The sequence below is a fragment of the Lysinibacillus sp. RC46 genome (assembly GCF_041262385.1).
Lineage (GTDB): Bacteria > Bacillota > Bacilli > Bacillales_A > Planococcaceae > Lysinibacillus.
On sequence record NZ_JBGCCF010000033.1, the window covers coordinates 1 to 24,665 of the forward strand.

Annotated in this window: 23 protein-coding genes and 1 pseudogene; 23 read left to right on the plus strand and 1 reads right to left on the minus strand. The window is 37.4% G+C overall.

The annotated features are described in order from the left end of the window. The 8 genes from ABH966_RS22265 to ABH966_RS22300 form a co-directional block, all read left to right on the plus strand. A partial coding sequence (locus ABH966_RS22265) for a hypothetical protein (protein ID WP_370082259.1) occupies positions 1-246 on the plus strand: 246 nt, incomplete at its 5' end. A 300-nt stretch (positions 247-546) separates the two neighbouring features. Beyond that, positions 547-975, plus strand: coding sequence for a MarR family winged helix-turn-helix transcriptional regulator (locus ABH966_RS22270; protein ID WP_370082261.1), 429 nt, complete (start codon positions 547-549; stop codon positions 973-975). An 11-nt stretch (positions 976-986) separates the two neighbouring features. Continuing rightward, positions 987-2,180: an MFS transporter gene (locus ABH966_RS22275; RefSeq protein WP_370082263.1), complete on the plus strand. Its 1,194-nt coding sequence runs from the start codon at positions 987-989 to the stop codon at positions 2,178-2,180. A gap of 143 nt (positions 2,181-2,323) precedes the next feature. Further along, positions 2,324-3,190, plus strand: a complete 867-nt coding sequence (gene efeO, locus ABH966_RS22280) for an iron uptake system protein EfeO (protein ID WP_370082265.1) — start codon at positions 2,324-2,326, stop codon at positions 3,188-3,190. 6 nt (positions 3,191-3,196) lie between these two features. Then, a complete protein-coding gene (efeB, locus tag ABH966_RS22285; protein ID WP_370082267.1) occupies positions 3,197-4,456 on the plus strand; it encodes an iron uptake transporter deferrochelatase/peroxidase subunit in 1,260 nt (419 codons plus the stop codon). After that, on the plus strand, positions 4,431-6,146 hold the full coding sequence (locus tag ABH966_RS22290) for an FTR1 family iron permease (RefSeq protein WP_370082269.1): 1,716 nt from the start codon (positions 4,431-4,433) through the stop codon (positions 6,144-6,146). Before efeB ends, ABH966_RS22290 begins: the two co-directional genes overlap by 26 nt. A gap of 607 nt (positions 6,147-6,753) precedes the next feature. Next, positions 6,754-6,972: a hypothetical protein gene (locus ABH966_RS22295; protein WP_370082271.1), complete on the plus strand. Its 219-nt coding sequence runs from the start codon at positions 6,754-6,756 to the stop codon at positions 6,970-6,972. Between the two features lie 314 nt (positions 6,973-7,286). Continuing rightward, positions 7,287-7,736: a DUF1569 domain-containing protein gene (locus ABH966_RS22300; RefSeq protein WP_370082272.1), complete on the plus strand. Its 450-nt coding sequence runs from the start codon at positions 7,287-7,289 to the stop codon at positions 7,734-7,736. A gap of 183 nt (positions 7,737-7,919) precedes the next feature. On the opposite strand, the gene ABH966_RS22305 is transcribed toward ABH966_RS22300, so the two are convergent. Further along, positions 7,920-8,786, minus strand: a complete 867-nt coding sequence (locus ABH966_RS22305; protein ID WP_370082274.1) for a pentapeptide repeat-containing protein — start codon at positions 8,784-8,786, stop codon at positions 7,920-7,922. Positions 8,787-9,007: 221 nt separating this feature from the next. Here ABH966_RS22305 and ABH966_RS22310 point away from each other — a divergent pair, with 221 nt between their 5' ends. The 15 genes and pseudogenes from ABH966_RS22310 to ABH966_RS22380 all read left to right on the plus strand — a co-directional run bounded on the left by ABH966_RS22310 (position 9,008) and on the right by ABH966_RS22380 (position 24,499). After that, positions 9,008-9,655, plus strand: coding sequence for a TetR/AcrR family transcriptional regulator (locus tag ABH966_RS22310; RefSeq protein WP_370082276.1), 648 nt, complete (start codon positions 9,008-9,010; stop codon positions 9,653-9,655). A gap of 127 nt (positions 9,656-9,782) precedes the next feature. Beyond that, positions 9,783-10,946, plus strand: coding sequence for an MFS transporter (locus ABH966_RS22315; RefSeq protein WP_370082278.1), 1,164 nt, complete (start codon positions 9,783-9,785; stop codon positions 10,944-10,946). Next, positions 10,931-13,249 (plus strand): ABC transporter permease, encoded by a 2,319-nt coding sequence (locus ABH966_RS22320; RefSeq protein ID WP_370082280.1) that lies wholly within the window; start codon positions 10,931-10,933, stop codon positions 13,247-13,249. The genes ABH966_RS22315 and ABH966_RS22320 overlap by 16 nt, the downstream gene beginning before the upstream one ends. 3 nt (positions 13,250-13,252) lie before the next feature. After that, on the plus strand, positions 13,253-14,011 hold the full coding sequence (locus ABH966_RS22325) for an ABC transporter ATP-binding protein (RefSeq protein ID WP_370082282.1): 759 nt from the start codon (positions 13,253-13,255) through the stop codon (positions 14,009-14,011). An 813-nt stretch (positions 14,012-14,824) separates the two neighbouring features. Continuing rightward, positions 14,825-15,604, plus strand: a complete 780-nt coding sequence (locus tag ABH966_RS22330; RefSeq protein WP_370082284.1) for a hypothetical protein — start codon at positions 14,825-14,827, stop codon at positions 15,602-15,604. Further along, positions 15,601-15,957 carry a GntR family transcriptional regulator gene (locus ABH966_RS22335; protein ID WP_370082286.1) on the plus strand — a complete coding sequence of 119 codons (357 nt, stop codon included), beginning with the start codon at positions 15,601-15,603 and terminating at the stop codon, positions 15,955-15,957. The genes ABH966_RS22330 and ABH966_RS22335 overlap by 4 nt, the downstream gene beginning before the upstream one ends. A 10-nt stretch (positions 15,958-15,967) precedes the next feature. Beyond that, positions 15,968-16,663 (plus strand): ABC transporter ATP-binding protein, encoded by a 696-nt coding sequence (locus ABH966_RS22340; RefSeq protein WP_370082288.1) that lies wholly within the window; start codon positions 15,968-15,970, stop codon positions 16,661-16,663. A gap of 5 nt (positions 16,664-16,668) precedes the next feature. Then, on the plus strand, positions 16,669-17,592 hold the full coding sequence (locus ABH966_RS22345; RefSeq protein ID WP_370082290.1) for an ABC transporter ATP-binding protein: 924 nt from the start codon (positions 16,669-16,671) through the stop codon (positions 17,590-17,592). After that, positions 17,561-18,508 carry an ABC transporter permease gene (locus ABH966_RS22350; protein WP_370082292.1) on the plus strand — a complete coding sequence of 316 codons (948 nt, stop codon included), beginning with the start codon at positions 17,561-17,563 and terminating at the stop codon, positions 18,506-18,508. Before ABH966_RS22345 ends, ABH966_RS22350 begins: the two co-directional genes overlap by 32 nt. Positions 18,509-18,846: 338 nt before the next feature. Next, a pseudogene (locus tag ABH966_RS22355) lies at positions 18,847-19,059 on the plus strand (PTS sugar transporter subunit IIA); the annotation flags it as partial. A 297-nt stretch (positions 19,060-19,356) separates the two neighbouring features. After that, on the plus strand, positions 19,357-20,046 hold the full coding sequence (locus ABH966_RS22360; protein ID WP_370082294.1) for a glucosamine-6-phosphate deaminase: 690 nt from the start codon (positions 19,357-19,359) through the stop codon (positions 20,044-20,046). Positions 20,047-20,226: 180 nt separating this feature from the next. Further along, positions 20,227-21,096, plus strand: coding sequence for a LysR family transcriptional regulator (locus ABH966_RS22365; RefSeq protein WP_370082296.1), 870 nt, complete (start codon positions 20,227-20,229; stop codon positions 21,094-21,096). A gap of 135 nt (positions 21,097-21,231) precedes the next feature. After that, on the plus strand, positions 21,232-21,894 hold the full coding sequence (locus tag ABH966_RS22370; protein WP_370082298.1) for a response regulator transcription factor: 663 nt from the start codon (positions 21,232-21,234) through the stop codon (positions 21,892-21,894). Further along, positions 21,891-22,934, plus strand: coding sequence for a sensor histidine kinase (locus ABH966_RS22375; protein WP_370082300.1), 1,044 nt, complete (start codon positions 21,891-21,893; stop codon positions 22,932-22,934). Before ABH966_RS22370 ends, ABH966_RS22375 begins: the two co-directional genes overlap by 4 nt. A 47-nt stretch (positions 22,935-22,981) precedes the next feature. Continuing rightward, the gene (locus tag ABH966_RS22380) at positions 22,982-24,499 is read left to right on the plus strand and encodes a multicopper oxidase family protein (protein ID WP_370082302.1); all 1,518 of its coding nucleotides are present in this window, start codon (positions 22,982-22,984) and stop codon (positions 24,497-24,499) included. Positions 24,500-24,665 lie beyond the last annotated feature (166 nt).

The window sequence follows — 24,665 nt, forward strand, 5'->3', positions numbered from 1 at the left end:
ACTCCTGCATCGACGGAAAGAACCCTCAAGGTGACGGATAGAATCAGCAACGATGGAAAGGAAGGTCTCACCGACGGAAAGAAGTCACAGAGCGAGGGAAGAGCTCCTACCCCGACGGAAAGAACCCTCAAGGTGACGGATAGAATCAGCAACGACGGAAAGGAAGGTCTCACCGACGGAAAGAAGTCTCGGAGCGACGGAAAGAGCTCCTGCCCCGACGGAAAGAACCCTCAAGGTGACGGATAGAATCAGCAACGATGGAAAGGAAGGTCTCACCGACGGAAAGAAGTCACAGAGCGACGGAAAGTGCTCCTGCCCCGACGGAAAGAACCCTCAAGGTGACGGATAGAATCAGCAACGACGGAAAGGAAGGCCTCACCGACGGAAGAAAGTCACGAAGCGACGGAAAGAACTCCTGCCCCGACGGAAAGAACCCTCACACTGACGGATAGAACATTCTCAAAATGACAGTATTCTAGCAAATTCCCTACTAGACAAATAGAATTTTTAAGTATATAGTTAGCTAGGCTAACTAATTTAAAAGGAGTGGTATTTTTGACAATCGAACAAGAATTTTTTAATCAATACCGCTTAATGTACAGACCGTTTATCAATCTAGTAAATGTGCAGTTAGAGAAATATCAGTTGTATAGTTCTCAATGGGCTCTCCTTCGGTTATTGATGGATAAAGGGCCACATACATTTGTTGACATTGCGAATTTTATGTTTATTGAAAAGCCGAGTGTGACAAGGCTTGTGCAAAAGCTTGTGGAGCTTGGCTATGTGGAAACGGTAGCGGGTAGGGATAAGCGCGAAAAGCTTATACAATTAACGGCTAATGGTGAAGAGGTTGTGCAGGAAATTAAGGCACAATTAAAACCATTTTTTGAACAGGCACTCGCAGGCGTATCAGAGAAGGATATTGAAATTGCGACAAAAGTTTTAGCGAACATTTGTGCAAATATCAATAGGTAGGAGAGAAAAAAGTGGAAGCATCTAGACAAAAACTTTGGACGAAGGACTTTTTAATCGTCTCACTTATAAACTTTACCATTACATTAATTTTTTATTTATTGATGGTAACAATTGCAGGTTATGCGGTTGAGCACTTTGGGGCTTCAACTAGTACGGCAGGGCTTGTATCGAGTATTTTTATTATTGGTACTTTATTTGGTCGTCTTGGGACAGGGCGTATCATTGGGGATTGGGGTAGCAAGAAAACATTATTTTGTGGATTATTATTGTTTATGCTATCAACGATGTCTTATTTCATCGCAACGAATTTGCCGCTTTTAATGATCAATCGTTTAGTACAAGGGATTGCACTTGGGGTGGCTAGTACGGCGACGGGAACAATTATTGCGCAAATTTTACCGCCTGAGCGTCGAGGGGAAGGTATTGGTTATTATAGCTTAAGTGCTATTTTAGCAACAGCTATAGGACCTTTTGTAGGTATTCTTTTAACACAGCTGTTTGAAGATTATCGTATGATTTTTGCTGTTGATTCCGTATTAGCTATTGTTTGTTTTTTGATGTATTTTATCGTAACCGTTCCGGATGCACCGAAGAAGGCCAAAGAAATGGCTGAGAAAACAGGCTTTAAGCTAAGTAATTTTATCGAAATGCGCGCTGTGCCAATTGCTTTCGTGGCGCTTGTTATTGGCTTTGCCTACTCAGGGGTTATGTCATTTATGACGTTTTACGCGAAAGAGCTTAATTTGGTTACAGCAGGAAGTTATTTCTTTATTATTTATGCAATTGTTATTTTAGCGACACGTCCATTTACAGGGAAATTACTAGATACCAGAGGTGCGAACATTGTTATCTATCCATGTCTAGTCATTTTTGCGATCGGTATGTATGCCTTTAGTTCGGCGACAAGTAGTGTTGTCTTTTTACTAGCTGCTGCTTGCATAGGGATTGGTTATGGCAATTTCAACTCAGTAGCGCAAGCAATAGCTATTAAAGTTACACCAAATGAGCGTTTAGGACTTGCGACATCGACATATTTTATCTTATATGATTTAGGTTTGGGGGTTGGTCCTTATTTCTTAGGATTCTTCGTCCCTACGTCGGGGTACAGTGCCATTTTCTTCGCGATGGTATTCGTTATTTTAGTTTCAATTGTCCTTTATTATTTCTTATACGGAAAGTATGAAAAACAAGCAAAAATTTCATAGGTTAGAATCGTTATATTGAAGAAAAAACATCATTATCAACTAGATAATGATGTTTTTTTCTTTAAATGAAAATACTTCTTGCATTTGAAGATGATAATCATTATCATTCTCGATATAAACTATTTCGGAAGTAGGTACTTAGCATGAAAAAAACATCATTATTGTCAGTATTAGTTGCAGGGGGCATTCTTATGACTGGCTGCGGCAATACAGATGAAGCTAAAAAAGTAGATAAGCCTGCAACAGAGCAAACAGAGCAAGCTTCAAAGGTTGATTTATCTGCTGAACTAGCAGCCTATCAAAAATTTGCTTTAGAGCAAATGGATCAATTCTTAATAAAAACAGAAGACTTTGTGAACGCATTTAAATCTGGTGATATTGAAAAAGCTAAAGCAGCTTATGCACCAGCACGTATGTATTTTGAGCGTTCAGAGCCTATCGCTGAGAGCTTCGGTGATCTTGACCCACGAATTGACGGTCGTTTAGCTGATATCCAAGAAGAAGGTAAAGGCGAGGAAGAATGGACTGGCTATCATAAGCTTGAGCATGCGCTTTGGGTAGAAAATAAAACAGCAGGCTATGAGAAAATTGCAGATCAATTACTAGCAGACGCAAAAGAATTACACGCTTTAGTTCAAACTGTAGAAGTAACACCGGATTTAATGATTACGGGTGCTGTTGATTTATTAAATGAAGTATCGACATCTAAGATCACTGGTGAAGAAGAAATTTATTCTCACACAGACCTTTATGACTTTAAAGCAAACATCGAAGGCGCAGAAAAAATCTTTGAAATCCTACGTCCGAAATTAGAAGCGAAAGACAATGACTTAGTAGCTACATTAGATGAAAAATTCAAAGCAGTAGATGATTTATTGGCACAGCATGCAACAGCTGATGGTGGGTATGTTTCTTACGAAGAGTTAACGGAAGAAAACACAAAAGCACTTGCAGCAGCAGTTAATCAACTTGGAGAACCATTAAGTCAAATGGGTATTATTTTGGAGTGATAATGAATGACAGCGTCAAATGATGAAAAATGGATGAATAAAAAAATATCTAGACGTGACATGTTAAAGCTATCGGGTATCGGAGTAGCTGGTGTAGCTATCGGTGCTTCTGGCTTAGGTGGTGTTATGAAAGTAATGGGCTATGATGTCTTTGAGCCTGTTGCGGACAGCACGACAGCACGTAATAAAGTTGATTTCTATGGAAAACATCAATCTGGCATTATTACACCAGTTCAAACAAATATTTATTTTGCTTCTTTGGATGTTTTATTTACATCAAAGAAAGAACTACAAGAGTTGTTCAAACAATGGACACCTCTTGTTGTACGTTTAATGAATGGTGAATTAATGGTAGATTTAACGAAAAATGCTAGTATCCCAACAGGAGATACGGGTGAGGCGGCAGGATTGGATGCATCAAACTTATCGATCACAATAGGTATAGGACCATCTTTGTTTGATAAGCTTGGTATCCAGCATTTGAAACCTGCTGAATTGAAGGATTTACCGCATTTCCCGAAAGATCAATTGCAAAAAGAATTTACTGGTGGCGATCTTTGTATTCAAGCTTGTGCGGATGATCCACAGGTAGCATTCCACGCAGTGCGTAATTTAGTTCGAGCAGCTTCAGGCAAGGTTGAAATTAAATGGTCTCAAGCAGGCTTTAACTCATTCCCCGCTGGTGGGGGAACACCGAGAAATTTATTTGCATTTAAGGATGGCACTGGAAATCCATCGACTACCGACGACAAAGATTTAAATAAAGTTGTATGGGTCGATAAAGGATGGCTAAAAGGCGGCTCTTATTTAGTTGCACGTAAAGTTCAAATGCATCTTGAAACATGGGATCGCACATCTTTGAAGGAGCAGGAGGCAACATTTGGTCGTTATCGCGATAGTGGTGCACCTTTCGGTAAAAAGAAAGAGTTCGATGATTTTGATGTAGAGGCGAAAGATAGTAACGGTGAGTATATTATGCCAGATACTTCACATGTCCATTTGGCACGTAAATCAGGTGCACGTATTTTACGTCGTTCTTACTCTTATGCATCAGGTGTTATGACGAATACTGGTGCGCACGATGCCGGACTATTATTTATATCTTATCAAAAAGACCCAGCCCAATTTACAACAGTTCAAAATAGCTTAGGGCGAATGGATAAAATGAATGAGTACATTACCCATCGAGGCAGCGCAGTGTTTGCTTGTTTCCCTGGTGTATCAAAGGGGAGTTATATAGGTGAAGCACTTTTTAACACGTTGTAGTTTAGTACTTTGCTTGTTATTGGCACTTGCTGTACCGGTGCAGGCAGCGCAATCATATAGTCATTTGTACATTTCTATAAGTGATGCGCTAATGAATACGAAGCAAGACAAAGAAGCTGAGGCACAACATGCCCTTGAACAATTTGCTACAGACTGGGCGTCGGTCACTTCTGAGCAAAAGGATGCAAAAGAAAAAGTGGACGAAATTCTTACGCAAGCAGTTGAAGCTACGTCTAAGGATGAACGTTTAAAGGCACTATCTGACTTGTCAAATGCCTTACGTGCATTAGAAAAGCTTGAGAATCCTGTAGATGAAGCCGCGCAGCGAGCAGAATTTGGCACGAAATTTAAACCTATCATGAAAGCATTTGAAGATGCTTTATCTAGCGGTGATTTAACTACAATCGATGCGGCGTATAAGGATTTTAATGCGAAATGGAAGAAAATTGAACGCCCTGTACGTGAGCAAAGCATTGCGATGTACGGTCAAATTGAAACACAGATGGCCTTTATTCGGATCTCACTTGCTTCTGAAAAGCCAGATGTAACTTTAATGCAATCGCAATATGCAGATTTAAAACAAACAATCGAGGATTTTGTAGCAGGTAATGATACGGCGAAAGTTGTTGAAGGTGAGTATTCTTTAGCAACATTAGTCGCTTATATTGATGAGGCGAATGATTTTATCGATGCAGGTGACTACAAGGCTGCATCTGATAAAATTCGAGAGTTCATTAAAATATGGCCAAGTGTAGAGATTGATATTTCAACACGTAACGGTAGCCTTTATACAAAAATTGAAAGTGATATGCCGATTCTCGTTAGTGACTTATTAAAATCAAACGTCGATGTCAAAGCAATTAAAAGTAAGCTTGATACTTTCCGCACTGAAATTGAGCTGATTCAAGGTGACTCGGATTATACTCTGTGGGATGCAGCATTAATCTTACTGCGAGAGGGCTTAGAGGCACTGCTCATTATTATGGCATTAGTATCGTTCTTAGAGAAATCTGGACAAAAAACAATGCGCAAATGGATATTTGTTGGCGCATTTGTAGGGATCTTACTATCAGCGGTAGCAGCTGTTTTAATGTCGACACTTTTCCAATCTGCGACAATTGATACAAGTCGAGAGCTGATGGAAGGTTATATTGGGTTACTAGCAGCTGCAATGATGATTGGAGTTGGTATTTGGCTCCATAGTAAATCAAGTGTGACAAGCTGGAATCGCTATATTTCCAAACAAATGGGCAATGCCATCTCAACTGGCTCGGTGTTTGCGATGGCAGCAATTAGCTTCCTATCCGTTTTCCGTGAAGGTGCAGAAACACTTGTCTTTTATGCGGGGATTGCACCTAAAATGGAGACATCTCAATTTGTACTAGGTATCATAGTAGCACTTTTATTATTAGCTATTTTTGCATTTGTGTTATTGAAAGCAAGTGGAAAAATTCCAATTCATAAATTTTTCGCAGTGGCAACGGTGTTAATCTATGTATTGGCATTTAAAATTATTGGTGTCAGTCTGCACACTTTGCAGCTAAGAGATTCAGTTTCAACAACAATTGTGGATGGCTTGCCAGTTGTCAGCATCATTGGATTCTATCCAACAGTAGAAACAATGCTTGGACAAGCGATTTTACTTTTACTTGTTGTAGCTACGATTATTTATAAAAAGAAACAAAAATAAGTAGAAGGGCGGATGAATATATTTTCATCTGCCTTTTTGCTTGTCGATAAATATTTTATGTAATTAATTGTATTGTTTTTACCTTTTCTGAATAAAGTTGTGCTTATTGAAACGAAAGGTAGGGGCTTCTTCAATAAGTAGAAATAGAGTATTATTGTATGGAGAGGATGAATATGGTGAAAATCATAAAGAAAAATATACAATATCCGTTAATTTTTTTCATACTATGTATTATATTTCAATGGTTATTTCGTGGTGACATTCAATGGGGACAAATTATTGGAGTTTCAATTTTAATTTTCCTTTTTCATATATTTTACGATTGGGCAAATATCCCCTATAAATGGAAGAAGGAATAAGCTTTTTTGAGTTATTATTCGAATAGGCTTTATAAATTGCTACGGTAGCTAACTCAAAGTTGGACTCGTGCTACAATTGTTTTAACTTGTTTCAGCGGAAGTCCAAATATCCTCAGAAATAGAGGAACTTTGTCCAAGAACATCATGTCCTGTGGCAATTTATCTGTGCGAAAGCAAAGTGACAGCAACATCAACACATGACTCAGTGACCAACATCAAGTTGGCCAAAAGAATATGGGGGGATGGAGATGGATAGTGACAACAAATACGGTAATGAAAGTAACGAAAGCTACAGTTATCAAACCTACAATATTTTTGCGTATATTATCGGTATTCTATTTTCACCATTATTAGGGGTGATTATGGGAATTGTAGGTGTAATACAGCGTAAGAAAAATGCATGGAGTATTATTATCATTTCAATTCTTGGTTGGGTTCTGAATGTATTCGTAATTAATAATCTATAGATGTAGCTTTACTGGAATAGGGATTGTATAATCATTAAGTACAATTTTCATAATGAATGCTCCAACAATCTAGGGGACTTGTGCGTATTACAACTCATACACGTAAGTCCTTTTGTTATGTTGTTCACTCACTTACTGGAACTCTACATTTTCATATGGAGCGCTGCATGTCAAAGCTGTGGTTATGATTGAATCAAATCTCACAAGTGCTACAGCTGCTTTGAATATTTCTGTAGTCTTAATCAAACTTTATTATAAATAGCGGTGTCAGCCGTTTAAAATACCGTACATCTTTAAAGGGGATATCCAAACTAATGAAAAATATTTTTGACCATATGCATACAGCAGAAGTTTTAAAGCGTATCGACAAATTGAGTCCAAATTCACAACCGCAATGGGGAAAAATGGATGTTGCCCAAATGCTAGCGCATTGTTCATCTTTCCAGGACATCGCAATGGGAAATTCTTTTCCACCAAGGAGTTGGTTAGGAATAATAGTAGGGAGGTTTGCAAAACAAATCGTTTACAATGACAAGACATTGCCTCATAATATGTCTACTATTCCAACTATTTTGATTGCAGATGATAGAGAATTTGAGACAGAAAAAGAAAAGCTTAAACAAAAAATTATCACATTCCAAAATAACGGACCAGAGAAGTGCACAACACATCCGCATCCTTTTTTTGGGAAACTCACTTCTGAGCAATGGGGTAAATGCGTATACAAGCACCTTGACCATCATTTTAAACAGTTTGGAGTTTAACTTTTTTCAGCAACAAGTGTTTTCTGTAGCGACAAGTACGGTTCAATTGAATATAGAAAAAGCATGTTTTGATCATTCTTTTTTCAAAACACGCTTTTTCTATTTGCTCTTTTTCATGATTTATAGAAACTGCAGCTAAACAAAATAGTGTTTTTCTCAGTCTGAGGGGGAGCTGCTTAGAAGTTAGTTACCCCAATGAGACGGACGCTTCAGGTGAGAGGGTAATTTTGTTTGGTGATTGCCTTGTGCTGAATTTATTTGCATTTGGGTTAAAAACATACTGCTAGAAAGGTCTGCGCCACGTAAATTTGCGTCACGTAAATCCGCACCTATAAAATCAATACCTCTTAAATCTGCATTTTGTAGGTTGGCAGCAATTAAATAAGCTCCTCTAAGATCGGTTGCTCTTAAATCCTTGCCTTTTAAATTCTTCCCAATCCAATCAACCCCACGATAGTTATACTTTCGAGCGTTTTTTCCATTAATATTCTCGATAAGGTTTTGGCGAATTTGCTCACTTGTTTCTAACAGTAAAACATTCACTGGCAGTCGGAAATTAGGAATATCTATTGCTAGTAATGCATCTGCTTCTAGCTCAGTTGCACGCTGTAGTTGTTCTAATTGCATATGTAGTTTATTAAATAGGAATGAATCGACCGTATACGATAATGCCTCTGCTACGTAGGCGATCATTTCATAAAGTTGTTCCATAATCGGAAAGACTCGATACATTTTCTCAGAAATTTCAGGGTGTTGTCGCCAGTCTTGTCCATGGAAGGTTGTTTGTGACACCTTTTGTCCTGCTCCTAAACAATCAAAAACTGTACACCCTTTAAACCCTTGATCTCTAAGTTTACTATGAATTTGACAGCTAAAATCCGATTGTAGATTAGGGCAAGGTGTCCCAGCTTCTTTATTAATGGCAAAGTCGCTAGAAGCAGCAATATTTAAAGCCGTGCAACATAGACCAAAACAGCTTTGGCAATCTGCCTGTAAACTTTCACGTATTTTTTTCCCTATTGTATAATCGATTTTTTTTACTTCAGACATTATTGTTTACCTCACTCAGCACATAAACTTTTTACATTTTATTCTATCACTTATTATGCGTTAAAAGGATAATTTTGTATGGATAAATTTATTATTTACCTCTAGATATTTAGGAAATAAATTGATAGTTTTTTACAAAATCGGAATAGCCCATTGACAATTTATTGTAAAATGCTATAATTTTTATCGACAGACAGTCGGTCTATTAAGGGGGAGTAAACATGAGAAAAGAAGCGATAGAGCGCAGAAACGAAATACTTGATGCGGCTGATGAGCTTTTCGGCCAGAAGGGTTTTGATGGCACAAGTACTAACGATATTCTTGAAAAGGTCGGAATTGCACGGGGAACGCTGTATTATCACTTCAAGTCGAAGGAAGATATTATGGACGCGCTTATTGATCGATATAATACTCAAATTTTAGGTGCAGCCAATGGAATTGCTGCAGATAAGAGCATAGCCGTTCACGAGCGTATTGTTCGTGTTGTGATGGCACTAAACATAAGCGGCGGAAATGGCAAGGAAATTATTGACCATATACATAAGCCTCAGAACGCGCTTATGCATCAGAAAATACAAAAGGTTATCATTAATGGTCTTCCACCGATATTGACGGAAATAATTCGTGAGGGTATTGAGCAAGGACTATTTAGTACACCGTATCCGTATGAATGTATGGAAATGATTGTGGCCTATACGAATACCGTTTTTGATGATGATATGGTAGATCTGACAGATGAAGAACGTGCTGCACGTATACCAGCTTTTATATTCAACGTAGAAAGACTGCTCGGTGTCGAAAGCGGAAGTCTTATGTACATGATGAAGATGTTTGGCAGTGGGGGTGAAGAAAATAGAAACAACAGTTAATTCAGAGGGGTTATTCGGGAGATTTCTTCTGCTATGGTCAGGACAACTAATTTCAGCAATAGGAAGCGGGCTTACAGCGTTTGGGCTTGGTATTTATGTTTTCTGACAGACGGGAAAGGCATCGGCAATGGCACTTGTAACCTTACTTGCGTTTATGCCTTCGCTTCTATTAAGCCCTGTAGCAGGAGTGCTTGCGGATCGTTATGACCGAAGACTTTTAATGGTGTTAGGCGACAGTCTTTCAGCGATAGGACTTGTTTATATTCTTATCTGTATGCTTAGCGGGGAAGCACTGTTATGGCAGATTTGTGTGGGAGTTACAATAAGCTCGGTGTTTTCATCGCTGCTTGATCCCGCATACAAGGCTACGGTTACGGATTTACTGACCGAGGAACAATACACAAAGGCAAGTGGTTTAGTCCAGGTGGCGGGTTCTGCAAAATATTTGATTTCACCTATTATTGCGGGATTTTTGCTTGTCGTTTCGGATATAAAGCTTTTGCTTGTCATCGACATCTGTACATTTTTTGTAACCGTTTCTTCAGCCCTTGCAGTACGGAGAGGTCTTGTTTCAAAGAAGTATGAACAGACACAATCATTTTTCCATGAGTTCAAAGATGGTTGGCGTGCAGTTTCTGAAAATCGAGGTGTGCTCGTTCTTGTAATGATGACATCGGTGCTGATATTTTATCTTGGAATTATTGAAACACTTTCCATTCCGATGTTGCTTACTTTTACGAGCAGCTCCGTAATAGGAACGGTGGAAACTTTTGTTGCTATGGGGATGCTCGTATCCAGTGTGATCATTGGATTTCTTCCAATCAAAAAAGGTTATGTGAAAATTCTTTCGTTTTCGCTATTTTTTGAAGGAGTATTTATGGCGGCATTCGGACTTCGCGAAAATATAATACTTATTTGCATTTCAGGCTTTTTCTTTTTTGCCATGATGCCATTTGCAAACTCAACATTGGATTTTCTTGTTCGTACTAACATTGATAATGCCGTTCAGGGTAGAGCGTGGTCACTTATCGGGGTAATTTCACAGCTTGGATTTGTTGTCGCCTATGCTCTCTCAGGTATACTTGCAGATTATGTGTTCACCCCTTTGCTAGTTGACGGCGGATTGCTTGCCGACAGTGTAGGGAAAATTACTGGTACAGGTCAAGGCAGAGGAATGGGCTTACTCATCATAATTGCTGGCATTTTATTATGTGTTACTTCATTCATTCTGTTCAACTTGAAGTCAGTTAAAAAGCTTGAAAACAGAGGTGACGTATGTATTACAGAATAATCCGGAATGACATTTCTAAAAGCAAACTGATAACGCTGACAACAACAATATTTGTCGCCGCAGCGGCTATGCTCGTTTCTCTCTCGGCGATACTTATCATCAATCTTTCAGGTGCGATTGATTCACTTATGAATCAGGCGAAAACTCCGCATTTTATGCAAATGCACTCGGGGGATATTAATACTGTACGGCTTGCGAATTTCGCGGAGCAAAATAGCGATGTCGATGAATTTCAAGTACTTGAGTTTCTCAATATGGATAACGGGCAAATTATTTTAGGGGATAGTTCGCTTGCGAATAATGTTCAAGACAATGGTTTCAGCATACAGAGTGAAAAATTCGATTATCTTCTTGATCTTGAAGGAAACATTATCAACGTATCCGATGGCGAGCTTTATGTTCCAATTAACTATATGAAGGACAACACAACTAGAGTCGGTGATAAAGCCGTAATAGGTGGAAAGGAATTTACTGTAGCGGGCTTCCTTCGTGATTCACAGATGAATACTATGCTGTCTTCTTCAAAAAGATTTCTAGTCAGTCCGAATGATTACGCGGCAATAAAAGACCATGGAAGTATGGAATATTTGATTGAGTTTAGATTAAAGGATTTATCTGAGCTCGGTGAATTTGAAACTGCTTATGCCTCCGCAGGACTTGAAGCGAACGGGCCAACGATTACATATCCACTTTTCAAAACACTTAACGCATTTTCTGACGGGATCATGATAGCAGTTATTCTTCTTATAAGCGTTCTCGTCGTTGCCATCGCATTTATGTGTATACGCTTTACACTTCTTGCGAAAATTGAGGACGATTACCGTGAAATTGGTGTTATGAAGGCAATAGGGCTACGTCTATCTGACATTAAGAAAATTTATCTTGCGAAGTACACAGCGATTGCAGCAGGGGGGAGTATTCTCGGTTTTGCACTTTCGTTCTTATTCAAAGGCATCCTTCTTGAAAATATCCGGCTTTATATGGGGGAAAGTGAAAACTCTTCCTTTGCTGCGGCTTTAGGAATAATCGGAATTCTGCTTGTATTCCTCGCAATCATTGCCTATGTAAGCGGGGTGCTGAGACGCTTTCGGAAAATATCTGCTGCAGAAGCAATCCGTTTTGGTACTTCACAGGAAAAAAACGCAGGCGCAAAGCTTTTTAGTTTGAATGAAAACAAACTGCTTAACACGAATATTTTTCTTGGTATCAAAGATGTTCTTGCAAGGAAAAGACTTTACGCCACAATGCTTGCAGTACTTGTAATTTCAGCATTTATCATTATTGTTCCACAAAACCTTTACAACACGATTTCCTCAACAAGTTTCATTAAATATATGGGTATTGGAAACTACGATATTCGTATCGATATTCAGCAGACTGATCATATATCCCAAAAATCTGCAGATGTTTTAAAATCGATGAACAGTGATAGTTCCATTTCAAAATATACCATCCTTACAACTAAGACATTCAAAACCAAAAAGGAAGACGGTTCGGAAGAAAATATAAAAATCGAACTCGGCGACCATTCAATATTCCCAATTCAATATACCGAGGGCAGAGCACCCGCAGCAGAAAACGAAATTGCACTTTCGGCTTTGAACGCTGATGAAATGAGCAAAAAGGTCGGCGATGTCATTACGATCGTGATGAAGGGGAAGGAGACAAAGCTCACGGTCAGTGGCATTTATTCCGACATTACGAACGGCGGAAAAACAGCAAAGGCTGTTTTTACCGACAATTCGGAAGGTATAATGTGGAGCGTGATTTGCGCGAAGCTTTCAGATATATATCTTGTTAATGAAAAAGTCTCAGAGTATGCGGACAGATTTACTTTCGCTAAGATTTCCAATATCGATGAATTTGTAACTCAAACATTCGGCTCGACTATAAAATCAGTCGGCAAAGCATCCATTGCTGCCATTGCTATAGCACTCGTAATAACGGTACTAGTAACACAGTTATTTATGAAAATGCTTGTCGCAAAGGACAGATATTCGATTGCTGTCATGAAAGCATTAGGCTTTACAAATAAGGATATTACGATACAGTTTGCTTCGCGAGCGGTATTCGTATCAATGATCGGCATTGTCCTTGGCACTCTACTAGCAAATACTCTCGGAGAAGTACTTGCAGGCGCAATTATCTCCTCGTTTGGGGCATCGTCGTTTAGTTTTTCAATCAATCCACTCTCGGCGTACGTGATTTGTCCGTTAATGATGGTATGCTCGGTACTGATCACAACAATAATTGGTACATCGGGCGCGGGGAAAATAAAAATATCCGAAAATATAAAGGAGTAGTTTATGAAGAAGATTATAAGCGGTGAACATATTGTAAAATCTTTCGGTGAGGGCGATGAAAAGTGCAATGTTCTCGACGGAGCGTCCGTTGACATAAACGAGGGTGAGTTTGTTGCGATAATGGGACCCTCTGGCTCGGGAAAATCAACGCTAATGTTTGCACTGAGTGGCATGGACAGCGTTGATGGCGGAAGGGTTATTTTTGATGGCAATGATTTATCGTCAGTCGGAGAGGTTGAACTTTCAGATATACGTAGAACTAAAATGGGCTTTGTATTTCAGCAGCCAACGATGCTTAAAAATCTAAATATTCTCGATAATATAATTCTTCCATCAATGCGCGAAAACAGAAAAAACGTTGCAAAAATATCAGAGAAGGCAAGGGCACTTATGAAGAGGGTAGGCATTAAGGAGCTTGAAATGCGCGACATTACACAAGTTTCGGGAGGGCAGCTACAGCGAGCAGGGATCTGCCGAGCGCTTTTGAACAGCCCGAAAATCATCTTCGGCGATGAGCCTACAGGTGCACTTAACTCAAAATCAGCACAGGAGATCATGGACATCTTTTCCGAAATTAACGCGGGCGGTACAGCGATTATGCTTGTCACTCACGATGCAAAAGTAGCGGCGCGGACGGAGCGTGTGATGTTTATGCGTGATGGAAAAATCGTAAGTGAGCTGAAACTTCCAAAATTTGATGGAACGAATATTGATGGCAGAGTAGGGAAAGTAACGGAGAAAATGTGGGAAATCGGAATATGAGTTGCTGTATCAATTAACACCGAATCTCACAATGAAGAATGCAGGATTTCTATAGTAGTTACGTACCGAGTTGGCAATAAATCATTGGTTTTAGAGCATCAAAAAATTTATTAGCTTGTGTCGACAACTCCCAAGAATACATGCTCACTAATGAAATAATCGAACTTGACTTAGATGAAAAGAAGTTAAAGTAGTTGGGAAAATGGGTTAGATTTGGCTTTTATCACTGTGTTAGAAGCTTTTCTGTTAAACCAATGACAACAGTCTAAATATATATATTTTGGGAGAGCGAGTAGCGTTAACACTCCGCATTTGCGCTGATAAACTTTAACTTTTCCATTCAAGAATGAATAGTAAAAGGATTCATGCACAGTTTTATGTGTGAATCTTTTTTTTGCTCTTTGCAAGGTGGATGTCGATAAAATTCAGAAGTTGGGTGATAAAAATTAAAAGTTGGGCGATAATTCCTGAAAGTGTTCCGATAAAACTAAAAAAGTTGGATGCCATTTTGTAAAACGTATGTCAGATGAATTGGTTGATTGGAGTGGAGACAGAATGCCCCTAGGAAGCTCTGCTCTGCGCGAAAGCAACAAATGTTTTATCTGTGCGAAAGCCTAGCGACAGTAACAAAGCGCCCAGTCAGTACGGAAATCACCCCCCTCGCTTTGCTGAAAAGGCAAGAGGCATACGTTATTCTGCTTAAATTCATGAAGGAAGAGCCATTTAATTAGCGGTTCTTCCTTTTTTTTGCTTTTGATACTTGCAAAGTTAAAAGTCATAGTGTAATATTTGGCTAGTACACTATGACACGAGGTGTTTATTTTGAAAAATTTTGCAGGGCTATTGAAAAAGGAATGGGTGCTCTATAGGGCATGGTTATTCGGTGGGATTTTTATTGGGATCATGCTGTCAATGGTAGTTCCATATTTAATTAGGCGTTTTAGTAATGAATTTACGATGGAAAACCAGCTGCCATTTTTCTTCTCGATATTAGTACTTATGTTAGGTGGTTTTTTTTCGGTATTACAATATCTAGTTAGTATCCGTAATGACTTAAGGACCAAAGAGATCTGGCTGCATTCAACTAGTTCCATTGCACAGCTTGTAGGTGTGAAAATTGTATTCTCCTTAATAGGGTACGCTATCTTCAATTTTATCTTTGTGAGTATAGCTATTTACAATGTTAAAGATGGGATTATAGGCAACTTCGCCCAAATACTTTTATTGCTTATATTTACCGTGGCAATTATTGTTATTTTCCAATTGATGATGTTTGTGATAGTGCTACTATTTTTTGCATTTAATTTCCAAATGAAACACTTTATTGGTAACTTTTCCGTAGTTATCACTATGTTTACCTTTTTCTTCAGTTTGAATTTATGGTTCGAATTTACAAAAAGTAAGTTATATGATAATATTTTCCATCGTATGGGTATTTCATTAACGGGTCTGGAACAATTTTTCCCGAAGTCACCAACAATGAATTTAAGTTTGAGCACAATGTATATCGTAGATGAAGTAGCAACTTTTATTTTGGTAGCAATCCTATTTTTCATAGCGACAAAGTGGCTTGAAAAGGTGGTTTTACGATGACAATCGACTTTTCACGTGATAAGCCCATTTATAGTCAGCTAGTAGATCGGATATGTGGGGACATTTTGAAAGGGAATCTAGTGCTTGGGGATCGACTTCCTTCGGTACGAGAATATGCAGTGGAAACAGGTGTTAATGTAAATACTGTGCAACGGGTGTATAAGGAGTTAGAAGCGATGAATATAACGGAAACTAAACGAGGTCAAGGTACATTTATTACAACTAATGAAGAGCGAATTGCGCTTTTACGCGAAGAAATGAAAACTCAATTAGCAGATCATTTTTTAACTTCCATTGAAGCACTTGGATTTTCAAAGGAAGAGATGCTTGTTGTTTTACAAAATAAATCGTGAGGTGAAATAAATGCTACAGTTATCGAATGTTTCTTTTCGTTATATGAAAAAGCCTATTTTACAAGATGTGTCTTTTTCCTTTCCTGTGGGACAAATCATAGGGCTTGTTGGAGAAAATGGTAGTGGTAAGTCGACGCTATTAAAAGTGTTGGCAGGTTTATTACGTCCATCAAGTGGTGAAGTATTGCTAAACGGAACGCCTGTTACACGTAGAAGTGCTGACAAAATTGCATATTTACCAGATATTGATTTGTTTTTTGATTTTTACACAGGTGAGCAGCTTTTTCAGCACTATGCTTCTCAATTCAAAGATTTTTCGTATGATAAGGCATGTATTGTTGCGGAGTTTTTACAGGTTGATAAAAGTGTGAAACTACGGCAATTATCAAAGGGGAACCGTGGTCGAATGAAAATGGCCGCAACTCTTGGGCGAGAAGTACCCTATTATTTAATGGATGAACCATTTTCTGGTCTTGATCCTATTGTTCGTGAACAGCTCATTAAAGGGTTAATTCAATTTACAGATATTGAACACCAAACAATATTATTATCAACGCATGAATTATATGAGGTAGAGCCTATTTTAGATCAAATCATTTTATTGCAAAATGGTTCGATTATTGCACATGAGGAAGTAGAAACGATTCGAGATGTCTCGAATAAGGATGCTGTGCAATGGATGAAGGCGTATTATAAGAAAGGGTGAAATTAATGACAACACAACCAATTGTTCAATTGCAAAATATATCAAAAACCATTCGTGGTAAGCAATTGATTCAGCAATTGAATATCGATTTATATCCAGGTCAAATTACTGGATTTTTAGGACCGAATGGAGCAGGGAAAACGACGACAATTCGTATGATGGCAGGGCTTATGCATCCAACTGAGGGGAATGTCATTATTGATGGTCTTTCTCTAAAGGACAATTATGAAGAAGCGATTAGTAAGGTCGGCGTAATTGTAGAAAATCCGGAAATGTATAAATTTATGACGGGCTATAAAAACTTGCTGCACTTTGCACGTATGCATAAAAACGTTACAAAAGAGCGTATTGAAGAGGTCATTAAACAAGTTGGTCTTGAAAAGCGCATTCATGAAAAGGTGTCAACGTATTCGTTAGGAATGCGTCAGCGTTTAGGACTTGCACAGGCACTACTTCATCGACCGAAGTTTTTAATTTTAGATGAACCAACAAATGGTCTGGATCCAGCAGGTATCCGCGAATTTCGTATGTATTTGCGTAAAATTGCGGCGGAGGATGGAGTATCTGTTTTTGTTTCCAGTCATTTATTATCCGAAATTGAGTTAATGTGTGATCGAGTAGCTGTCATACAAAATGGCAAACTTATCGATATTCGTGATATCAACGTTGAAACTTCTTCGTTTTATTATATTGAAGCTACACCAAATGATCAGGCTGCAGCACTTCTACAAAAACTTGATTACAACTTTGTTGCAGAAAATAATGGTTATGTAGTGGAAATAAAGAAAGAGGATATACCGAAACTCATTTCACAATTTGTTAATGAAGGAATTCAATTATTTGCCGTCCAACCACATCAAAAAACGTTAGAGGATCAATTCCTAGAAATGACAGGAGGTGGCCAAATTGCTGAAGCTAATTCAAAATGAATGGATGAAATTATGGCATAAAAAAGGTACTTGGGTAATGGTCGCGCTATTAATCCTCTTTATTATTGGTCCTGGTATTATGATGAAATACTATGAAACAAAAACGACAGAGGATATAACGTGGCAGGAAAGTGAACAGAAGGCTATTAATAATAATAAAGAGATGATGAAAGAAGACGGTTTATCGGTAGAGGATAAAAAACGCTTCGAGGAGCAAATTGCTATTTCTGAGTATCGAATAGCAAACGATGTGCCGTCTCAAGAAAATCTAAGCGTAGCAAGCTTTATGTCATTTACAGGTAGCATGCTGACTTTAGTGACATTATTTACAGTTATTACTGCAGCAAGTATTGTATCTAGTGAATTCTCTACTGGTACGATTAAAATGCTATTAACACGTCCGGTTTCGCGAGCAAAAATATTAACTTCAAAATTACTTACAACTTTCATATTCGGACTCTTATTGTTTGTTGTCAATGTAGTAGTAAGTGCTCTTGTTGGACTGATACTATTTGGCGGTTCAACTGGTGTTGAGCTAGAAATCGTCAACGGTCAAGTTGTTGAAAAAGCAGTATGGAATGATTTAGCTTATCACTATTTACTTTCTGGCGGAGACTTTGTCATGTCAATATTGTTCGCTTTCTTAGTGGGCTCAGTTTTCCGTTCAAGCTCTTTAGCGATTGGCTTAACGATGTTCTTATCTTTTACAGGTGGAATGATTGTGATGTTCCTAAGCAGATTTGAAATCGTTAAATATATTTGGCTAACACATTCAGACTTAACACAGTATGAAAAAGGCAATTTTATAGTAGATGATATGACAATGCCATTCTCACTCACAATTCTTGCGATTTACGCTGTAATTTTCCTTGTGATCAGCTATATGTCCTTTACGAAACGCGATGTAACTGCATAAAAAGGCGTTAGCTGTTTCATGAACTGCACCTCAATTGTTAGAGATATAACTAACAATTGGAGGTGCTTTTTTTGTCTGGATGAGACAATTTTAGTTGTTATATGTATTGGATGACCATATATAACTTTATCCAAATAAAACAGATACATAAAGATAAGAGGTTGAATACGAGGGGTAAATAACAAAAATTCTGAAAATTGGTTGTTTTTTTCTAGATAAAGAATATAATAGATAGTACAATGATTGGTATAGACAACTATACCTAGGGAGAGGCGAAAAATTGTTAGCTTTCTTCAAAAAATCGGTAGGTTGTCAATGTTTCCAATCCTGACGAAGCCTTTTCATCAGGTATAATGGGGCCGGGTTTTGGCATTCATCCGACAGATGGTACGGTATATGCACCGTTTGTTGGAAGAGTAGTCATGATTTTTCCAACGAAGCATGCTACTGGCTTAAAATCCGATACAGGTGTAGAAATATTAATTCATGTTGGTTTAGATACTGTCAAGCTAAACGGTGAGGGGTTTGAACTGATAGTTTCAGAGGGGTAATTAATTCAAAGTGGCGATCCTTTATTAAAAGTAGACTTTAAGAACATTAAAGACAATGTAGCTTCTATCGTCACACCAATTGTATTCACAAGTTTAATTGGACGAGAAGTTACATTTGAAAAATCCGGTTTCCAACGAGCTGGTTCTAATAATATTATTTCTATTAAGAAGTAATAAACAAGATGAAAGTGCGGGAAAGCTTGAGTCTCATGTTTTTCCCACAGGAATCTAGCAACTCTGGTAAGATGAGCTACAAGTATAGGTGTTTTAACGAAATTGAGTAAAGGGGATAGTGAGTTGAAATTAGAACGTTATTCTTCTAGAAATGATTTATACGCTCGTGCAGTAGACATTATAACGAATGCAAAAAATGACGGTGCTATAACGTTCGGTTTAGCTACAGGTGGTACAATGGAACCGCTATATTCTAAAATCTGTGAGACTGAGGTTGATTTTTCCGATTGTATTAGCTTTAATTTAGACGAATATGTTGGATTAAGTGCTAAACATGAACAAAGCTATGCATATTATATGGATACACATTTATTTCGTCATAAACCATTTAAAGAATCCTATTTACCGAATGGTTTAGCTGATAATCCTACAGAGGAAGCTGCACGCTATGAATTGCTATTACAACAGAATCCATTAGATTTCCAATTGCTTGGTATCGGACAAAATGGCCATATTGGTTTCAATGAACCTGGAACGCCATTTGATTCATTGACACATCTTATAACGCTTGAACAATCAACCCGCCAAGCAAATGCACGCTTCTTTGATTCAATCGATGGAGTTCCAACACAAGCTATAACGATGGGGATTCAATCCATTATGCACGCAAAATGCATTTTGTTAATCGCAGTTGGAGAAGCAAAACGGGATGTATTACAACGTGTACTTGCTTCTGAATATACTGAAGAGGTGCCAGCAAGTGTTTTAACAAAGCATCCAAATGTTGTGATTTTAACAGATTTACAAGAGTAGGGAACAGGTCCTCATACGTCCGACTAGTCAGCTACTAGTAGACGAGGTAATAAGCAGTTGAAGATACAAGAGATTGTAGCTTCAACTGCTTTTTTTTATTTCTGTAAGTGTTTTGTAGAAAAGGTTTCAAGACGTAAATAGAATTCGATATAATGAATGAAAAACTAGAGAGGTATGTTTATGGAAACAGAATGGTTACGAACTTTTATTGTTGCAGCGAAAAAAGAGAATTTTCGTGAGACGGCAGAACAACGTTTTATAACACAATCAACTGTATCGAAGCATATTCAACATCTAGAAAAAGAACTACAAACAACACTTTTTGAACGACAAGGGAAGAATGTGAAATTAAATCATATCGGTGTTCACTTCCTTCAACACGCTGAGAAAATGATGGCAACGATTGATGAAGGATTACAAAATACTAGATCCTTTTTGAATGGTTATACGTCCCAGTTAACGATTGGTGTTTCACCACAAATTGCTAATTCTACATTGCCTGCAATCATTCATACATTTCAACAGCAAAACCCTGCTATTCAATTAACGATCGAACTGTTAAAGTCCAATGAAATCGGAGAAGCGGTATATGCAGGCAAAGTAGATATCGGTTTATCAAAATTAACATCGACACGTGACATCCACACAGTCCTTCTCGCCCAAGAACCACTTCATTTGATTGCTCCGATATCAAAAAAGGCGACAGATGCACAGACTCTATTACAGCAAGAAACTATATTAACACATGAATATGCACCTTATTGGCAGGACATACAACAAGTACTACAACAATTCCAAAGCTATAAAAGTATGAATATTAATCAAACAGAGGTTATTAAAAACTTTGTTAAGCAAGGATTAGGGATTGCCTTTTTACCAAAGAGTGTAATTGAGGCTGAATCTCATCAGCAATTGCTTCATAGCTATTCGTTAAAGGAATGCGCCCATATTGTTTCGAATACCTATTTTTTAACGAAATATGTAACTGCGGATATTGAGGCGTTTTTAGCAGTCTGTCATCTGATTTACAAAGACGTTATTAGTGATTAATATGAGAGCTAGAGAGTAGATGTTCTTTCATTAAAGGGCAATTAGATTGAGTAATAGTATGAATGAAGCGCTTTTACTGTTTTTATTGTTTATAATATTTTTGAATCTCTTATACAAAGTTGGTGTAATTGAAAAATGAAAGTGTTACTTGTAGATGATGAAGAAAAGATTACTGAGGTATTGTCATCTTATTTTGAAAAAAACGGAGATCATACATATATTGCGCATACAGGAGAATCCGCAATTCAAATGATCGATCAAATACCTCTTGATATGATTATTTTAGATTTAATGTTGCCGGATATGGACGGAGAGGATATTTGCCAATATGTAAAATCAAATTACGATATTCCGGTGATTATGCTTACAGCAAAAATCTCTATTGATGATAAGGTAATTGGATTTGAAATGGGTGCAGATGACTATGTAGTTAAACCATTTCATCCTAAAGAAATATTAATAAGAGCTGAAAGGTTGTTACCTAGTTCACATAAAAAACAAATTATTATTTTAGGACAGTTGGAATTCCATAAAGATGAGAGAAAAGTATTTGTAAATCATCAAAGTATTCAGCTCACGCCACATGAATTTAGCATTTTACTATTACTGGCTGAAAATCCTAAAAAGGTTTTTAGCAGGGATGATATCATTCTAAAAATATATAGTTTTGATTTGAACATAAATCCACGTATTGTGGATCAGCATATTAAAAATATTCGTAAAAAAATGAAGGAAGAGTACATCCAGACTGTTTTTGGTTTGGGATACAGAATAAATGAAAAGGTTATAAATCAATGAAATTTCATATAAAAATTGCCTTAATTATAGCTATCTTTTCTACAAGCATACTTTTATTCATCACAGGGATATTACTTTATAAAGGTCATGAACATTTGATGATGCTTCATATTACAGATTCTAAAGAATTAATTCACCACTTTGACATGGCATTAAGGGAAACAGCAATGTGGTCATTAGGCCTTTTGCTTATTTTTATAGTAATTTCTAGTTTGTTAATTGCAAAAACATTAACGAAGCCTATCCAAGAACTGAATCACTTTGCGTTAAGACTAGTGCGTGGAGACCGTCACTTAAAGATAAGCTATACGATTAATGATCAAATTGGTCAATTAGGTAAATCACTGATGAAACTAGATGAAACGTTAAACGCTTATGAACTCCGTCGTAAAGAAATGACACAGGATCTTGCGCATGAAATTCGTAATCCATTAGCCTCGATTAAAAGCTACTTGAGTGCATTTGAAGATGGGATTTGGACAGCTACTCCAGATCGTTTGAAAGCATGTGTTGAGGAAATTGATAGGCTAACTCTTCTTGTTGGAGAATTGGATACATTAAATGATATTAATAATCCTACATTTAAGGTCATGATGAAAGAGCAACCGATTGCTAATGTAATCGAAAAGTCTGTTATTATGTTGGCAAGTGGATTACTTGAAAAAGAAATACAAGTAGAATTGGATTTAGACAAAACAATCAATGCAAAGGTAGATGCCTTGAGATTGAATCAAATTCTACACAATATTATAAAAAATGCAATGTACCATGTTCAAAAAGATGGCATGATATTAATCAAATTATTTAAAGAAAGTGACGATTATATAATACTTGTACATGATAATGGAATTGGTATGGATGAAGAAATAAGTAAAAAAATCTTTGAACGAAATTACCGAGTGGAAAACCGATATACTGGCAACGGTATTGGTATGACAATTACCAAAAAGCTAGTGGAAGCACATAACGGTACAATTTCCGTCAAAAGTGAGAAAAATATAGGAACAACATTTTGTATACAAATGCCGTTTTCTACATAATTCCTACACAACTGTTCTATATACTTTAGGTGAAAGGAATGGTTGACATGAGGAAAATAGCATTAGCAGCAGGTATTATTGCAAGTTTGGGCATACTTGGGGCTTGTAGCCAAGGGAAAAGTAACGATATGAAGGACATGGATCATTCCTCTATGAAGATGGAGGGTATGGAACACTCTTCAAAAGATATGAAAGACATGGATCATGACAAGATGAAGGACCATGAGAGTCATAGCAATGTCGTAAGTTTAAACAATTCGACAGGAGTAAATGAAGTAAAAGTCCCTGCTGAACTTAAAAGTAATAAAAAGGATGAAGTTGTATACACAGTTAGGGCACAAAAAGGAAAAACAGAAATATTCGATGGTGTTCAAACAAATACTTATGGGTATAACGGATCGTTTCTCGGACCGATGATTCGTCTTGAAAAAGGTGAAACTGTAAAGATTAGAACTATCAATGAACTTGATGAGAATACAACTTTTCATTGGCATGGACTAAAAGTGTCAGGGGAAAAAGATGGAGGGCCACAAAGCATTCTGAAACCTGGAGAAGAAAAAACTCTTGAATTTAAAGTGAATCAGGAAGCAGCAACGCTATGGTTCCATCCCCATCCACATGGAAAAACGGCTGAACAGGTATATAACGGGCTTGCAGGCTTAGTTTATATTGAAGATGATCATTCAAAAAGTCTTGGATTGCCAAATGATTATGGAAAGAACGATTTCCCTTTGATTTTCCAAGATAGAATATTTGATGATAAGAAGCAATTGAATTATAGCGCCACAATGAACACAGACGGAACGATTGGAGATACATTATTAATTAATGGAACGCTCAATCCTAAATTGACTGTAAACAAAGAGAAAGTGCGCCTTCGTTTATTAAATGGATCTAATGCGAGAAATTATACCTTTAAATTGAATACAGAGGATTCATTTTTTCAAATCGCAACAGATGGTGGTCTCTTGAATGAACCGGTTTCTTTAAAAGAGATTACACTAACGCCATCCGAAAGGGCAGAAATCGTAGTTGACTTTTCAAAAATGAAGGACGTTAAAGACCTAGCTTTAATAAATGAGGATGGTTCTGTCCTTTTACCATTTGTAGTTACTGATCAAAGTGGAAAGACGAGTATGCTCCCTAAAAAATTAAATGATTTATCATTAGAAGGTAAAGAAGTAGATCTACCTGTTACAAAAAAAGTGGAACTCTTTGGAATGATGGACATGGTCACGATAAACGGAAAGAAATTTGATCCGGAAAGAATTGATTTTACCCAAAAACAAGGTGTTACTGAGGTATGGGAAATTTATAATAAGCCGGATATGATGGGCGGCATGATTCATCCATTCCATATTCATGGAGCACAATTTAAAGTAATCTCACGTGATGAGAAAAAGCCACCTGAAAATGAACAAGGATGGAAGGACACAATCTCCGTAAAACCAGATGAGACAGTAAAAATAGCTGTACAATTTAAACATAAGGGCATCTACATGTTCCATTGTCATATTTTAGAGCATGAGGATAATGGAATGATGGGTCAAATTCAGGTGGATTAATGCTTATTTGTGTTTTGATTAAAATCCTGTGTTAATTTTTTGATACAGGATTTTTCTTTTATGTTCTTGTAGTGAAAAGATATTTTTTTACGAGCGGATATTGAGGCAATTTAAACAGTTTGTCATCTGATATACAAAGAAACAGTAAATAACTTGAGGTACTAAA